Source organism: Paenibacillus sp. FSL H3-0469, assembly GCF_038051945.1.
GTDB lineage: Bacteria > Bacillota > Bacilli > Paenibacillales > Paenibacillaceae > Paenibacillus_AQ.
Genome location: NZ_CP150302.1, coordinates 4253923 through 4269882, shown reverse-complemented (window position 1 = coordinate 4269882; position 15960 = coordinate 4253923). Strand labels below are relative to the sequence as shown.

12 protein-coding genes are annotated in these 15960 nt (G+C 53.0%); 10 read left to right on the top strand and 2 right to left on the bottom strand.

The window, feature by feature from the left end; translation table 11 throughout:
• Positions 1–244: 244 nt before the first annotated feature.
• From NSS83_RS18680 to NSS83_RS18635, 10 genes are all read left to right on the top strand, one after another.
• Entirely contained in the window at positions 245–3787 is a 3543-nt protein-coding gene (locus tag NSS83_RS18680) for a family 16 glycoside hydrolase (RefSeq protein ID WP_341346242.1), read from the top strand.
• Positions 3788–3939: 152 nt separating this feature from the next.
• Complete coding sequence (locus tag NSS83_RS18675) at positions 3940–4497, top strand: sigma-70 family RNA polymerase sigma factor (protein ID WP_341346241.1); 558 nt, start codon at positions 3940–3942, stop codon at positions 4495–4497.
• Positions 4494–5444 carry a hypothetical protein gene (locus NSS83_RS18670; RefSeq protein WP_341346240.1) on the top strand — a complete coding sequence of 317 codons (951 nt, stop codon included), beginning with the start codon at positions 4494–4496 and terminating at the stop codon, positions 5442–5444. The genes NSS83_RS18675 and NSS83_RS18670 overlap by 4 nt, the downstream gene beginning before the upstream one ends.
• Before the next feature lie 145 nt (positions 5445–5589).
• The gene (locus NSS83_RS18665; protein ID WP_341183342.1) at positions 5590–6456 is read left to right on the top strand and encodes a sugar ABC transporter permease; all 867 of its coding nucleotides are present in this window, start codon (positions 5590–5592) and stop codon (positions 6454–6456) included.
• Positions 6457–6469: 13 nt separating this feature from the next.
• Positions 6470–7345: a carbohydrate ABC transporter permease gene (locus NSS83_RS18660; protein ID WP_341346239.1), complete on the top strand. Its 876-nt coding sequence runs from the start codon at positions 6470–6472 to the stop codon at positions 7343–7345.
• A 44-nt stretch (positions 7346–7389) separates the two neighbouring features.
• Entirely contained in the window at positions 7390–8550 is a 1161-nt protein-coding gene (locus tag NSS83_RS18655) for an RND transporter (RefSeq protein WP_341346238.1), read from the top strand.
• Between the two features lie 51 nt (positions 8551–8601).
• A complete protein-coding gene (locus NSS83_RS18650) occupies positions 8602–9927 on the top strand; it encodes an extracellular solute-binding protein (RefSeq protein WP_341346237.1) in 1326 nt (441 codons plus the stop codon).
• Positions 9928–9950: 23 nt separating this feature from the next.
• The gene (locus tag NSS83_RS18645) at positions 9951–10649 is read left to right on the top strand and encodes a response regulator transcription factor (protein WP_341346236.1); all 699 of its coding nucleotides are present in this window, start codon (positions 9951–9953) and stop codon (positions 10647–10649) included.
• A complete protein-coding gene (locus NSS83_RS18640) occupies positions 10642–11730 on the top strand; it encodes a HAMP domain-containing sensor histidine kinase (RefSeq protein WP_341346235.1) in 1089 nt (362 codons plus the stop codon). Before NSS83_RS18645 ends, NSS83_RS18640 begins: the two co-directional genes overlap by 8 nt.
• Before the next feature lie 23 nt (positions 11731–11753).
• Complete coding sequence (locus NSS83_RS18635) at positions 11754–14267, top strand: hypothetical protein (protein WP_341346234.1); 2514 nt, start codon at positions 11754–11756, stop codon at positions 14265–14267.
• Between the two features lie 58 nt (positions 14268–14325).
• Here the strand turns inward: NSS83_RS18635 and NSS83_RS18630 are convergent, their stop codons facing one another.
• Both NSS83_RS18630 and NSS83_RS18625 read right to left on the bottom strand, forming a co-directional pair.
• The gene (locus NSS83_RS18630; protein WP_341183349.1) at positions 14326–15117 is read right to left on the bottom strand and encodes a hypothetical protein; all 792 of its coding nucleotides are present in this window, start codon (positions 15115–15117) and stop codon (positions 14326–14328) included.
• 103 nt (positions 15118–15220) lie between these two features.
• Positions 15221–15622, bottom strand: coding sequence for a Rid family hydrolase (locus tag NSS83_RS18625; RefSeq protein WP_341346233.1), 402 nt, complete (start codon positions 15620–15622; stop codon positions 15221–15223).
• Between the last annotated feature and the right edge of the window lie 338 nt (positions 15623–15960).

Here is a 15960-nt window from a genome sequence, read left to right as displayed (position 1 = left end):
CGAAGAGGCAGGGTAATAGAAAGGTATAGAAGCTTCCAAATATCTGGATTTGCGGCCTTCATCTAATAATGCATTACATCTAAGATTAACAGATGGTGCAGAACAGTATAATTGTGTCCCTGGAGAGTGGGTTTGCCACCCTCCTTTCTTTTTGGCCCGGGATTATAGTAGGGAATGACTCTATGTATTCTGCCGGAAATTGAAAGCGGTTGCCTGGAGCCAAATCGATCTGGAGGAGGTATTTATGCTTACTCGCAAAGTAATGAGATTGCTGCTGGTGCTTGCCGTCGCATTCACGGGGTTCATCCCGCCACAGACCGCCGGTGCGGCTGAACCGGAACCGGGAATGGAACCGGTGCCGCAGGTCGCTGCCGCTGGGCCTGCAACCATCCAGAATTACCCGATGCCGTCTATCTATACTCCGTCTTCTGTCTATTCGTTGAAGGTGAACAATGAGGCAGTCCCTGTCGTCAAGTATTTGCCCGATTATGACTATGCCCAGTTCTCCTTTGACGGAACAATCAGCCTGGAGGTTACGGCAGACAAGCCAATCACCTCCTATTCCATCAGTCCGCTGGCTAAGAACATCACGGGAACGGTCAACGGCAACAAGCTGACCTTCACCCTGTCGGCCTCTACCTATGTGATCGTGGATATTAATGCACCTGCGAACGAAGACCCGAATGAGAAGGACCCGGACAAGCGCCGCAAAAGACTCGTGATCGCCGCCGATCCGCTGGAGACAGACATCCCCGCGTCCTCCGGCCCGGGAATCTACAATGTGACCGCTGCACCGTACAACGCAGACAAGACGGGGGCAACGATCACCTCGGGCGCCATCCAGCAGGCGATTGATGCGGCCAATCAGGCCGGAGGCGGCATTGTGTATATTCCGGCAGGCGTGTACAAGAGCAGCAATCTGACTCTGAAAAGCAATGTTACGTTCTACCTGGCCGGAGGAGCCGTCATTGTCGGCACAGGCCGGGGCGAGGACTACCGGAATGACTTCCGCAAGGATTCGATCTCGGATGGAACTTATTTTATCCGTACCGCCACCAATTCCGTGAATATCACCATGCGGGGACGCGGAACGATCGACGGCAAAGGGATAGAGATGCGCAAACGCAAGATGACCAACCCGCCTGCAACCCATAAGCAGGGAGAGGGGTTCATCAATAACCTGGTGGTGCCGATGGCCACCAGCAACTTCAAGTTCGACGGGTTAACGCTGCGAGATGGGGGCTTCTGGGCGTTCCTGGTGGTACGCTCCGATAACGTAACCATCACCAACTATAAGGGATACCAGGATTTATTTACGCTTGAAGATGATGCGATCGATATTAACGAGAGCCAGAACGTGCTGGTGAAGCACGCCCTTGCCATCTCGGATGACGATACCTTCTCCACCAAGACCTGGCCGCAGAAAGGTATGTCCAAGGACTGGCCGGGTGCCATCGAGCATCTGGAGAATGTGGTGTTCGAGGACTGCTTCGCCTGGACCCGCTGCGCTGCCTTCAAGCTGGGCATGGGCATCTGCACGCCGCAGATTGGCGTAACCATCCGCAATTCCTACGTCTATCAAAGTGCACGGGCGCTGCTGGTGGACCATGCTTATACAGAGAATCCGCTCCCGGTTGAAGGCTGGGCCCAGGATGTGACCTTCGAGAATATTGATATTGAACGGGTGGGGATCAACCAGTTCGGCAATTACTGGCTGCGGGTCTCCACCAGTACAGCAGGGGATGTAAGCAATGTTATTCTCCGGAACATCAATGTCCGCGAGACGGGGGGAGATTCTCCTATTCAGGGCAATCCCACCAGAGGCGGGATGGTGAACGGGGTAACTTTTGAAAATGTGGTGGTCAAAGGAACGCTGGCGAAGAATCTCAGTGACCTGAAGGTGAGCATCAAGAATGAGAATGTAAGCGGAGTCGTCTTCGCGAATACGGATCAGGCCTGGTTCAGCGATCACTTCACCTCCGGGCTGCTCCCGGATTGGACCGTGGCTTCAGGCGCCAGCAGTTGGGCGGTAACCGATCGAACAGGGAACCGGGTGCTGTCCACCAGCCAGACCACGACGGCGCTGATTACCGCCAAAGCCGGTTCATCCTGGACAGATTACACGTATGAAGCCAGAGCCAGACTGCCTCTCATTAATGGAAGCGAGAACGCAGGTATTGTCTTCCGGGTGCAGGATCAGAACAACTTCTATATGTACCGGATCGATGCCAGCACAAGCCAGCTGCAACTCTACAAGGCTGTAGCCGGAACGTTGACGAAGGTCTCGAACACCTCGTTCGTGCCGGTCCAGAACCAATGGTATACGCTTAAGGCGACGGTCCAGGGCAATACCATCAAAGGGTATGTGGATGGAGTGCTGAAGACCACATGGACCAATCCGGTCAATGAATTAACCGCGGGCGGAATCGGCTTCCGCACCACTTCAGCCGGGGTCTGGTATGACGATGCCAAGGTGACTGCCATTCACAATCCGCCCACTGATATCACTCTCAGCGCTACCCAGGTGCCGGAGCTGACCACACCAGGCGGTCTAGTGGGTACCTTCACTACAGCCCACCCGGATGCGGGGCAGACCTTTACTTATGCGCTGGTCCCCGGGCAAGGCGACGCCGATAACAGCAGCTTCTCCATTGCCCCGCAGGGAGAGCGGCTGATTCTCCGCACCATGCCGGATTATGAAGCGAAGAGCAGCTACAGCATCCGGGTGAAGAGCATAGATGCAAACGGCTTGTCTCTGGAGAAGAGCTTCACGATTCAGGTTACAGATGTGGACGAGACTCCGATTGATGCGAATCCTAATTCTGTCCGGTTCACGGATAACTTTGAGGATGGGAATACGACGGGCTGGACGGCTGCCAGCGGAACCTGGAGTGTAGCTACAGACGGCAGTACTAAAGCCCTGATCCAGACGAAGGGGAATTCAACTGCGCTCATTACAGCCGGGGATTCATGGCAAGATATTGCTATGGAAGCCAAAGTGAAGGTTCCCATCACGAATGCCAATGCCGGCATTCTCTTCCGGGTGCAGGATGCCAATAACTATTATATGTACCGGCTCAACGTCAACGATAAGAAGCTGGAGCTGTTCAAGGCGGTAAACGGAACGCTGACCCCCGTGTCCAGTACTCTCTTCGCTGATGCGGCTGCGGGCCAGTGGTATACCCTGAAGGCGGTCATCAAAGGGAACAGAATTCTAGGCTTTGTGGACGGCCAGTTAAAGCTTGAGTGGACGAACCCGCAAACGGAATTAACTGCAGGGAAAATCGGCTTCAGAACAACCTCCCAGAATGCGGTGTTCGATAATGCCCGCGTTACCGGCATACAGAAGGTGACTGCAAGTGCGCTTAAGACGGTAACCCTCGATGTGTATGAAGCGGTTACGCCTGAAGGCAACCGGCTTAGCGTTAGCCCGGGCAGTCCTTTTGCAGGGGAGACCATCACCCTGACGGCTGAAGGCCATAACCAGAACGTAGCACCTGCTGCCCCCGGAGATGAACGTTATTATCCGGAAGCCTGGAGCTCCACGGAGGAAGGAATGGCAGGCGTCTTCACCGTAACCGATGATGTGTATCAGGCGGCCTATGTTCCGTCTGCTGAAGGTGATTACAAGATAACCGTCATCTACCGCAAGCAAATATGGGACGGCACAGCCTGGGCCGACACGGAGCTGACGGATACCCTGATTGTAGACGTTAGTGTAATTCTAAAACCGGCAGACATGGAGGATGACAGCACGGATGAGCAGGACCCGCCGGTCCTCGGTTAACCTATAGATTGATATCTCTATCCCGGTGTGTAAGCAGTGATATGCTTATGTGCCGGGATTTTTTTGTATAAAAAAAGATTAGCGTATAAGTGCAACCGGCCCCCGGAATTCTCTACTATATAGATAAGAGGATGCTAAAGGAGAAACAGCAGATGGAAGATCAGGGAATCATTCAGCTATACTTGCAGCGCTCGCAGCAGGCCATCACGGAGACGCGCACCAAATACGGCGCTTATTGCCGGGCGATCGCCAGGAACATTATCGCGAGCCCCTCCGATATCGAAGAGTGTGAGAACGACACCTATCTGGCCGCATGGAACGCTATTCCGCCTAACCAGCCGAGAAGGCTGTCCGTATTCCTGGGGCGGATCATCCGTAATATTGCACTGGATAAGCATGGTTATAATACGGCCAAGAAGCGGAGCCGCCAGTTCGAGGTGATTCTGGAGGAGCTGGAGGATTGCCTGCCTGCGGCGGAGACGGTAGAAACGGAGCATGCCGCAGGTGAAACCGCCCTGTTGATCAATGAATTCCTGTACGGGCTGGAGGAGGGGACACGAAATTTATTCATCAGGCGATATTGGTATGCGGATTCAATAGAATCCCTCGCCGGCAGGTTCGGTATGAGCAGCAGTAAGGTGAAGTCGAGCCTATTCAGGACCCGGAACAAGCTTAGAGTTCATTTAGACCAGGGAGGCGTTCACCTATGAAGCGGGAGGACTTGTATAAGGAGATCGGGCAGATTGACGAGGAGCTGATTGCGGCGGCTGAACACAGCGGAGTAAGGGGCAGGGGCAGCAGACACAGGTTCTCCAAAAGATGGATCGCCGTAGTCGCCTGTCTGGTCGTGTACAGCTCAACTTCTACAGTGCTGCTCGCCACAGAATACACCAGAAATAAAACGGAGGAGCCTTATATCCGTTATCTGACAGCGGAGGATATGGAGCTGGCCCCCCGTGCGCAGTATGAGGCCGGCAAATTCTTGAAGGCGTTAGCCAGCGGCAACGATGATAAGGTATATATTGCGGTGAACCGGCTGGTGGAGAGCTTCAACGATCCCAAGGCGCGGGAGCTGGCGCTGCAGAAGCTGCGGCCCTTCTTGACCAGTGATTCCGCGAAGATCGCGGAGTCGGCTGCTTTTGCCACGGATATCCTGTCGAAAAGCTACCAGAGTCCCCATCTCCACAAAATGGCTGACGGGAGTATCATATTCACCTTATTCAACAATTACTCCGATTACGGCACCCAGAATGTACTCTGGCGCATACAAGATGATGTGCTTGAACCGTATTTCAGCTTCGCCGCCCCTTCCATGTACATTAAGGAAATCCTCCCGTCCCCGGACCGCAAGCTGCTTGCGGTGGTGACCCGCTCGAATAAAAGTGAATTCGTGCAGATCATGAATGTGGAGGAGGGCATGAACAGCCCGGAGCTAGTTGAATCGGCCAGAATAAAGCTTGGTGCACAGCAGAAGCTGGAGCTCTGGGCCCGCCCGGATCATGAGAATTACAGCTATGCCGACCGGTTGGCATGGAAGGACAACAATACGTTAGCGTTCGAGGGTTCTCTGGCCTACAACGACACAGCAATTATCGAGAATGTTAGTGTGACGTACCGGTTCAGGGATAAAATCATGGAGATTGCCGACCTGAAGTAAAGTATGCGGTGCCTTGCAAGAGCTGCGAATGGATAATACATCCGTCCGCGGCTTTTTTTGTGGAGAGAATTTAAGAAACTTTTAATCTTTACCCGACTTGTTCTTAAATAGTTGCGCCTATTCTTGAGTACAGGGAGGGAGCAACTTGAAGAATTGGGCCCGTAGGGATTCATCGGCTGCTTGGTTATTTCTGGCACCCAGTCTCATCGGGTTTGCCTTGTTTTATCTGATTCCGTTTGGCATGGGTGTGTTCTATTCCTTCATGGACCGTGCGGTGGACGGGCAGTATGTGGGTCTGCATCACTACCGGGAGCTGATCGCGGGCGATTCCTTTCGGAAGGCAGCCTATAACACCTTCTACTTCAGTATAGTGAGTGTTCCGCTGCTGATTGTGCTGTCGCTCGGGTTAGCGCTGCTGCTCCATAAGAAGCTGTATTTTCAGAAATGGCTCAGGACTGCTTACGTTCTTCCGCTGGTCGTTCCTGTCGCCTCCATCATCCTGGTCTGGCAGATCCTGTTCGACTGGAACGGGGCGCTGAATGCGTGGCTGAGCGGCTTCGGCCTGGCCCGGGTGGACTGGATGAAGACGGAGGCCGCGCGGAATGTAATTATGATGATGTATGTGTGGAAAAACATCGGGTACAACGTGATCCTGTTCCTGGCCGCACTGCAGCAGATCCCGAAGGATTACTATGAAACCGCCCAAATTGAAGGGGCCGGCCGTTTCAGGCAGTTCCGGAGCATCACGCTGGTCTACTTAACCTCTACGATGTTTTTTGTGGTCATGATGTCGGTCATTAACTCCTTCAAGGTATTCCGGGAGACGTTTCTGCTGGCCGGGCCATATCCGCATGACAGTATCTATATGCTGCAGCATTTTATGAACAATATGTTCCTGTCCCTGGACCTCCCGAAGATGACAGCGGCATCTACCCTGATGGTCGGCGGCATTCTGATCCTTGTTCTCGGGCTGTTCGCCATGGAACGCCGGTACCGTCGAAATATGGAATAGAGGTGGAGAGGTAGTGCGAGTTGATAAAGTCTTACCCAAGTTAATATTAACCGTCATTATGGGAGTGGTCGCCCTGCTGATGCTGTTCCCGATTGGGGTCACGCTTATCAATTCGTTCATGAGCAGCCGCGAGATTGAGATCAATTACGGCCCCGTCGGACAAATGAACACGGTCATAGAGGGCAGGAGCGATCCGTTCGCCAATCTGAAATGGCTGCCCGATCAGGTCTCCCTGGAGCAATACGGCAAAGTGCTGCTGGAGAGCCCGGTGTACCTGTCGATGTTCTGGAATTCGGTGTTCCTGGTGGTGCCCATCATTGCCGGACAGACGGTAATAGCTGCGCTGGCTGCTTACGCATTCTCCAAGCTAAGATTCCGGGGCCGGGAGCTCCTGTTTCTGGTCTATGTCCTGACGATGCTGATGCCCTTTCAGGTAACCCTGGTGCCCAACTACATCATGGCCGACCGGCTGGGGCTGCTGAATAGCCCGGGAGCCATTATCTTGCCTGGTATTTTTGCAGCCTTCGGTGTGTTCATGCTCAGGCAGTTCATGCTGGATATTCCGTATGCCTATATCGAAGCGGCCAAGATGGATGGAGCCGGACATTTACGGATTTTTGCTACCCTTATTGTTCCCATGGTTCAGCCGGGTCTGGCCGCGCTTACGATTCTCTTATTCGCCGATTACTGGAATATGGTGGAGCAGCCGCTGATTTTCCTGGATGATCCGCTGCGTCAGCCCTTGTCCGTCTACTTATCGAATGTCAGCAGTGAGAAGGGGCTGGCGTTTGCTGCTTCTGTAATTTACATGGCCCCGATGGTGCTGCTCTTCCTGTATGCGGAGACGTATTTCATTGAAGGCATCCAGTTATCCGGGATTAAGGGCTAGGTTCGTATGTGAGTGACTTATGAGGATAGGAGGAGAGCGGGGAAATGGAGATGACAGCAATACCCGCAGACCGCAGGCGTAAAAAAAACATTAAAATAGCCTCCCTGCTGCTACTGGGCGTGTTACTCTTCTTCACCTTCTTCAGCAATACGCTGCAGTCGTTGACCCTGCCCAAGGTGACGACGGTCACGCCGCAGAGCAAGAGCCTTGAATTCACGCTGGAGGGCAGCGGGATGCTGCGGCCAGTGAAGGAAGTGAAGCTCCAGAATGATAACGGCTGGAAGCCCCGGGAGGTGCTTGTGCAGGAGGGAGAGCGGGTGAAGAAGGGGCAGAGACTGATCCTCTATGACAGCCAGTCTGCCGAAGCTGGGCTGCAGGAAGAAATCGCGCTGTTGGATAAGCAAAAGCTCGGGCAGCAGACCTTGCAGGATCAGTTCATTCAGACGTATGCAGAAGGGGATGAGCTCCAGATTCGCAAGGCCCGGCGCGAGATTGAAGCAGGCAAGCAGGATCAGGCCAGACAGGCGCGTAAAATTGCGGAGATGAGAGACCGGTTAACTGCGGAGCAGCAGCTGAAGGCACCCTTCGACGGGATTGTAACCCGGTTGAATGCCCTTCCGGGGATACTGTCACCGGGCCAGCCGGATGTGGTGCTGTCCAGCAGCCGCGAGGGGTTCCAATTCGATTTCACTGCGGACGCGGGGCTATTATCCAGCCTTGGAATTACCGTAGGGGAGAAGCTTGAGGTGGAGGTTCAATCTGCTGAGGGGCCATCGGCCCGGATATTGACGGGAAAGATTGCAGAGATCAAGAGCGCTCAGGCACGTGCCGGAAGTTCTGCCGGTGAGGATACCAGCGGGGCGGAGGATATCGCACAGAAGACGGTCTTCATTGTAATGAACGACGGTTCGCTTCAGGGGGGTGAGCAGGTTCAGTTCCAGCTGAAGAAGCCATCCCTTCAGGAGGGTGTGGTGGTCCCGACTAAGGCCATCCATCAGACGGGCGGGAGAAGCTTCGTCTATACCATCGAGGAGCAGAGGGGTGCACTAGGCAATACGTTTGTCGCCCGCGAGGTTCAGATCCGCTCCAGTATCACGAATGGTCCGGACAGCATGATTCAGACGGATAACCTGTATGGGGATGAGATGATTATTCTGGAGAGCAGTGAGCCCTTGCAGGACGGGAACCGCGTCCGTCTGCAATAGTCTTAGGAGTACGGCCTACTATACGAACAATTACTTGGAGGTAGTGAAAAGATGAAGATGATTAACAAAATGGGCTGGCTGGGGCTGAGCCTTGCTTTTACAACGCTAATGTCAGCGTGTAGTTCAGGGAACAGTGCAGAAGCTCCGAGCACAGGAGGAAAGACGGTTCTTACGTTATCGGTCCAGCAGGATAGTGAGTTCTACCGTGCGGTAGAGCAGAAGTTTGAACAGGCTTATCCGGATATCGATTTGCAGATTCAGGCGTATAAGGGGATCAGCGAGCAGATGGAGGGGCCGGATTATGAGAAGTATCAGAAAACCGCCGGTACGGCATTGCTCTCAGGCAAAGGAGCCGATATTTATGAAACGGGCAGTCTGCCCGCCAGTGATTACGTGAGTAAGAAGCTACTCCTTAATATGGATGATTACCTCAAGCAGTCGAAGACGCTGAAGCAGGAGGACCTGCAAATGAATGTGCTGAATGCGCTGAAGGTGAACGGGGGCACCTATATCATTCCGTCCGGGTTCAGCCTGAGAGCATTCCTTGGAGACGGGGATGCACTTAAGCAAGCAGAGATCGACGATAAGAGCTGGACTTGGCAGGAATGGCAGAAAATCTCCAAATCGCTGATTGCGTCCGGGCAGCAGGCGGGGTCCGCACACCGCTACGCGCTTCCGAATAATCCGCCGGATATGCTGCTTCAGGAGATGGTGGTCGACGGCTATAACCAGTTCGTAGACGTAGCTGCGCGCAAGGCCAAGTTTGATTCCCCTGCCTTCATATTTATGATGCGGGAGATTAACGAGATGTATCAAGAGAAGCTGATGACCACAGAACCGGTGGAGACCGAGAATCAATTGTTCTATTCTGCCGTTATACAGGGCCCGGCGGATTTCATCAACGTTCCGTATACCAATTTCGCCAATCCGAAGCTGCTGTATAAGCCGCATAGCGGAAACTCCGGGGCCATGAGAATTATTCCGAACTATACATTTGCGATACAGGCCAAATCGCCGGTTGCCGAACAAGCCTGGACATTCATGGAATTCCTGCTCTCTGATGAAGTTCAATCCCTTCAGAGCAGAGAAGGCTTCTCCCTGCTCCGGTCGCTTAATGACAAGCAGTTCAGTGAGCTTCAGCAGCAGGTGAAGAGCGGGACGTATAAGCTCCCGGACGGCAAGCTTGCAAATGTTCCTGAGGGACAATTCAAGGTGTTCCAGGACATGATGGATACAGCGGATAACTTCGCCATGATGGATGTGAAGATTCTGAACATCATCGGTGAGGAAGCAGGCGCGTTCTTCAGCGGACAGAAGACGGCAGAGGATGTCGCCAAGCTGATTCAGAACAAGGCGACTACGTACCTTAACGAATAGGTCAAGGCCTGGGAGGTCCCTGTATGAAGCGAACCACGATTCTAATCGCAGAGGATGAGAAGGAGATTGCCGACCTGATTGCCCTGCATCTGCAGAAGGAAGGGTATCACTGTATCAAGGTGCCTGACGGCCGGGCAGCGGTGCAGGCGATTCAGTCACAGCCCGTTGATCTGGCGATCCTGGATATTATGATGCCAGAGCTGGACGGGTACGAGGTTACCCGCCAGGTCCGGGTGAAGCATAACCTGCCGATTATCTTTTTAAGCGCCAAGACTTCAGATTTCGATAAGATTACCGGCCTTGTGATGGGAGCGGATGATTATATGATTAAGCCCTTCAACCCTATGGAGCTGCTGGCCCGTGTCAATTCCCAGCTGCGGCGTTCTCTGCAGTTCAGCCAGCCTCCGGCTGCCCATCAGGCCCCGGTGCTGGAGTCGGGCGGGCTTATTATATCCCTTGAACGGCATACAGTTACGCTATACGGGAAGGCCATTGACCTCACGCCCAAGGAATTCGATATCCTCTATCTGCTGGCCAGCCATTCCAAGCAGGTGTTTAGTGCGGAGAATATTTTTCAGCAGGTATGGGGCGAAGCGTACTACGAATCCGGCAATACCGTGATGGTGCATATCCGTACCCTCCGCAGGAAGCTGGGCGAGGACCAGAACAAGGACCGGTTCATCCGAACCATCTGGGGCGTCGGGTACACGTTCAATGAATAAGCGGGCCCGGGGCTTCCGGGCCAGATTAGTCCAATTACTGGGGGTAAGCATGCTGCTCTCAGCCGGTCTGACCTATGGAATCTTCAAGCTGCTTCAGCTCTACTACTCCGGGGTGAAGATGGAGGACCCGGAAGCAGAGGTGCGCCGGTTCATCTACAGGCTCGGGGACTTCAACGTATCGCTGATGCTGTTCATTCCGCTCATGCTGATCTTCTTTTTCAAGTTCACCAAGCCTTATATCCGTTATCTTAACGAGATCTCCAGCGGGATTCATCATCTGGCGAACGGGGAATTTCAGAATCAGGTGAAGATTGCTTCAAGGGATGAGTTCAGCGCGATTGCCGAGGATCTGAATGCGGCAGGGGCTAAGCTGCTGGCAGCGGTGCAGCGGGGCGATTTCGCCGAGAGCAGCAAGGATCAGCTGGTCGTCAATCTGGCCCATGATCTGCGTACGCCGCTCACCTCTGTGCTTGGCTATCTGGATCTGATCCTTAAAGAGGAGAAGCTGCCGATGGAGACGATCAGACACTACGCCACCATTGCCTTCACCAAATCCCAGCGGCTGGAGAAGCTGATTGACGGACTGTTCGAGATTACCAAGATGAACTATGGCACACTGCCAATGGTAAAAACGCAATTGGATATCGGCGAGCTGCTCCGGCAATTGAACGAGGAGCTATACCCGGTATTTGAGCGGAACGGCCTCACCTCACGGCTGAAGATTACCCCAGGCTTAAGCGTCTATGGGGATGGGGATCTGCTGGTACGGGTCTTAGGGAATCTGCTGACCAATGCCGCCCGTTACGGGCAGGAAGGCGTATATGTGGATATCAACAGCCGTCCTGATTCAGGTGCAGTAGCGGTTGAGGTGATCAATTACGGGAATCCCATTCCGCCGGAGGAGCAGGCGCATATCTTCGAGATGTATTATTCCGGGGACCGGGCGCGGACGCATCAGGATGGCGGCACGGGTCTGGGTCTGTTCATTGCGCGGAACATCGTAGAGCAGCATGGGGGAACCCTGTCTGTGGAGAGTAACGAGATATGGACAAGATTCGAGATGCGGCTGCCGCAAGCTTAAGCGAAGTTAAGGGAGGAGAAATCATGAATCATACTACTAGAAAATATGCTGTCGCCATGCTAAGTCTGGCCGTTCTCAGCCAGTCCATTGCTTTCGGAGCTTATGCGGCGGCAGCCGGATCTTCAGCGGGAACAGCGGCGGCCGCAGCCTTACCTACTCTGGAGGGACTGGGGGCGGTCTCCTTGAAAAGCGGCGTGAGTGTAAAGCTCCTGAACGCAGCGCTTCAGCCTCAGGAGAGCGGGAATATACTCACGTACACCTTGAATTACTATAACGGAACGGGCAGCAATGTAAGCCTGATCGATTATTTCTCCAAGGTCACCACTTCAAGCGGCGCTGTAATTCAGGGCAAACCGGTAACAGGCAGTGCTGCGGTCAAGTCTATTCCGGCTAACAGCAGTCAACCGGTGACGTACTACGTCAATGCAGGAAAGGCTGCCAAAATAAACGGAGTCCGCATCGTCTTATTCGGCTGGGATTTCAGCCAGGCTAATTACCAGAAGAAGCTGGGAACATTCGCGATTCCCGGCTCCTACTCCACAGTGACCCCCAGAGGCCAGAGCAAGAAGCTGACCCTGGGAGAGCTGCCGGTGACCGGCAAGGCGGAAAGCCTGCATATCTATAAGATAGACGGGAAGGTATATGCCAGGGTTGGAGTCAGCTTCACCAACTCGGGAGCCAAGGTGCTTAAGGATACGGGCCTGAAGGGATACCTTGTATCGCCGGGAGGCTCTAGGTTCGAGCTGAAGGCGGACAAGGCGGATACCCCGATCCAGCCCAAGGAGAAAAGAATTCTCTACTACCTGGCGGACCTTCCTTCTTATACGAAGCTGGGCAATATGTCCCTGCAATTCGTTCAGGAGGACAGTGCGCTGCAAATAAAGCTGCCGGTTGCTGAGTATAAGCTGCCTGCGGCGGAATCGCCTAACTTTAATGTACCTGTGAACGCCGTGAAACGGCTCAAGGTTAATAACAGTGCGATTGAGACCCAGTTAGCCAGTGCGGCGGTGTATTCGGAGGACAATTTGGCGAAGTGGAGCCTGAAATTCCGTGTGCGGAACACCGGCAATCAGGCAATGACGCTGCCGGCATACCCGTTCAGTCTAATCACAGCCGAGGGTTACAGCTACCCTGTCAGCAATACAGCCCTGGCAGGCCTTACCTTGAAGCCGCTGGAGGAGCAAACCGTAGAACTCAGCGCCGAGCTGCCCCTGAAGCTCAAGCAGGGTATGCTCCGGCTGCAGATGACCGAACCGGCTGAAGCGGACCGCATTGCCTTCCCGGCAGCGATTTTCCAGATTCCGTATTCCTTGCAGCCGGATCATCTGCTGGCTACGGAATACCCTGTGCAGAACCCTCTGGGGACTTTCGTAGTCAAGCTCGAAGCGGTGGAACGTTTGCCCTGGTCGGACCAGGATCAGGTAGTAACTAAGGTGAGCCTGCGCAATACAGGTGCAACCACGGTGCAGCTCCCGGCGCTTACAGCGCTGCTGAAGGCGGGGGATAAGGACATCAGCGGCAGTGCGCAGCTTGTGATCGACGGCTCTGCAACTCATCTGGCTCCCCGGGAGACAGCCGTGCTGTATATCGCAGGGAACCTTCCCTATGCCTATAATCTCACGAAGCTGAAGATTATTCTTCAGTATCCTTCGGGAGAGACCAAAGCGAATTTCCTGACGCTGTTCACCAGCCAAGTGGATAACACCCTGAGAACGGTGGCTGCCGGGGAACCCTTCCAGATGGGGCTGACCGGCAAGAAGGCAGAGGTACTGGAGAGACAGACCCGGATCTACCCGGGAACAGATTCCAAGCTGATCTATACGGAGCTGACGATGACGAACGAGGAATTGCGCAGAACCCAGCCCGCGCAGCTGGTAGGCTATTACAGAACCCCGGATCAGCAGTATTTCGAAGCGGTGATCAGCCAGCCGGAGACAGCCCTGAATCCTCAAGAGAAAAGTCTCGTCACCGTCTGGAGTAAGCTTCCGCCGGAGATCAATGCTTCAGAGCTGACCCTCTATCTCGGGCAAGGGATCGCCGAAGGCAAGCTGACGGCACCCGGGGCAGCGCCGGCTGCTTATATTGATACCGCAGGCCTGGCTCTTAACGCTGTGAATCCCGCCCCGCAGCCGTCTCTTCAGAAGCTGGAGCTGTTCCCTTATGTCATGTCGGTGACCCAGTCCACCGCAACCCTGTCGGAGGACCGGGAGACTATCGAGGCGAAGCTAAGCTACCGCTTAACCCGCAGCGGACTCTACGTAGCCGGACTCAATGAGCATAAGCTGGTAGCCGAGCTGATCGATCCGTTCGGCCAGACTTCGGAGAAGCTTCTCTCCTTGGGCGAGGAAGTGACAGGTGCCGGGTTAACGGATAGCTTGTCCTTTAGCCTGAACAATCGGGCGTACAAAGCCCTCTCCAGCGCCACGGTGCGGGTGAACATCTATGACGAGTTCCAGGGCAAGCGGATGCTGCTGGGCAGCGAGACGTATCCTGTGGTGTATGAACGGGCTGCGCCGAAGAAAGGGGAGGGGGAGTGATAGGGTAGCAGATGATGAAGCAGGCCGCTTTCCGGGGAGGGAAAGCGGCCTGTTTTTCTTATATTGGATTGGATGACTTCCGTTTTCTGAGATAGATCCACATTATGAACACGACTGCTAGTGCAATTAGAGCGCTTATCATAATAGGTCTTAGTAAGTGATTACTATCATCAGTATTATATGCAGAAGCAACAGTTCCCGAACCATCTTTGGCGTCCTCTGAGGAATTGTTTTGTAAGGATTGCAGTACATCTATTAAATGCTCCGGTGGTTGAGGTTCTGAATTGCTGCTTAATCCTTTTGATTCTGTTGATGAGGCCTGCTGTGGGGCAATAATGAGCTCCTGATTATCTTTTTTGAAAGCAGCGATATATTCGTCCCGCTCACGGATAAGGGTAGGCTCGCTCACATTTCCCTCAGTTTGCAGAGCTTGAATGGCATAAGCCAAGGTCTCAGGATTTCCCCCGAACTCGTTAACCTGATAAGAACCGTTTGAATCTTTTTGAATAACCATCTTGGATTTGGGTACCCCATTCGACAAAATAAGAAATTCCCAGGATTCCTGAGGAGTAACTGTTTCAAGCAGACTGTCAGAGGCTTCCATCAATTTTGCGCCATCAATAAAATGAATCTGCATTCCTTCACCGACAGTAATTTCACCAATCTCTGTATCATTGGCATAACCGTATCCCTCGGGGTCTTTAGACAACCCTTCTTTAATTAAACTCAAACCCTCTGTATTGGCAAAAGAAACCACATCTTCTGCAACGCCTTGGGCCTGTATAGGTGAGAGTAAATGTAGAAGTAACAAAAATGAGGCAACACTTGTCAGGAATATCTTTTTCCTCATGCAAATCCCTCCTTAATAAGCCATGAAGTCCCCATGACACCCCAAAACAAGCCTCTAGAATACTTCTAGGGCTTGTTCTGGGTGCATTAAATTACGCTACGCTCTAACCAGCCGCCCAAACATCCAGTTCAATCTTCAACTCAGGCAGTCCCAAGCCCTGGATATAAGCAACCGTCATGGAGGGAGGCGTAGGGCCGAACACTTCATTCCAGATGGAATAGAAATGATCCCAATCGATTTCCTCCGTGGCCCAGATGTTGATTTTAATCACATGATCCGGGGTTAGTCCTTGAGAGGACAGAATGTCAACAATATTGCCCATCGTATTGGTCACTTGCTGGTTGAATTCTGCGGGGATATTATTGTCCTGATCGATCCCGATTTGGCCGGAAAAGACATACATTTCAGCATCTCTGCTGATCTTCGTCACATGGCTGTAGCTTCCAACCGGTTGGGCTATATTCTCGGGATTATATCTTTGAATGACATTGTTATTTAGGCTCATGATTGTAAGTCTCCTTTTAAATTCGCTGTTTTTGTTCGCTTTAGACTATTCTGGACAGACCTATCCCGTCTGAATGGATTCTAGAAAAAAACAGCAGTGGAATACCCGATTCCAGCAGACAGATATTGAATAGACCTCTTCTTCATCAGGTATCCCTCCTAAGTATTTTAAAATTTAACTTACAGTAAAGAGGATAACACATGATACGGAAAAACAAAAATATATGGCATGAAGGGGTCCGGGGGCTGAAAAATAAGTTAAATTTTCCCTGTGTCGTAATACTTTCGCCCTGTTGGCCTGCCGGACCGTGTGCGATGATGGAACCATCAAACGGCTGC

Coding starts and splice junctions, on each gene's coding strand:
- NSS83_RS18645 (WP_341346236.1), top strand. CDS start 9,951: ATGAAGCGAACCACGATTCTAATCGCAGAGGATGAGAAGGAGATTGCC.
- NSS83_RS18640 (WP_341346235.1), top strand. CDS start 10,642: ATGAATAAGCGGGCCCGGGGCTTCCGGGCCAGATTAGTCCAATTACTG.
- NSS83_RS18680 (WP_341346242.1), top strand. CDS start 245: ATGCTTACTCGCAAAGTAATGAGATTGCTGCTGGTGCTTGCCGTCGCA.
- NSS83_RS18675 (WP_341346241.1), top strand. CDS start 3,940: ATGGAAGATCAGGGAATCATTCAGCTATACTTGCAGCGCTCGCAGCAG.
- NSS83_RS18630 (WP_341183349.1), bottom strand. CDS start 15,117: ATGAGGAAAAAGATATTCCTGACAAGTGTTGCCTCATTTTTGTTACTT.
- NSS83_RS18625 (WP_341346233.1), bottom strand. CDS start 15,622: ATGAGCCTAAATAACAATGTCATTCAAAGATATAATCCCGAGAATATA.
- NSS83_RS18670 (WP_341346240.1), top strand. CDS start 4,494: ATGAAGCGGGAGGACTTGTATAAGGAGATCGGGCAGATTGACGAGGAG.
- NSS83_RS18635 (WP_341346234.1), top strand. CDS start 11,754: ATGAATCATACTACTAGAAAATATGCTGTCGCCATGCTAAGTCTGGCC.
- NSS83_RS18655 (WP_341346238.1), top strand. CDS start 7,390: ATGGAGATGACAGCAATACCCGCAGACCGCAGGCGTAAAAAAAACATT.
- NSS83_RS18650 (WP_341346237.1), top strand. CDS start 8,602: ATGAAGATGATTAACAAAATGGGCTGGCTGGGGCTGAGCCTTGCTTTT.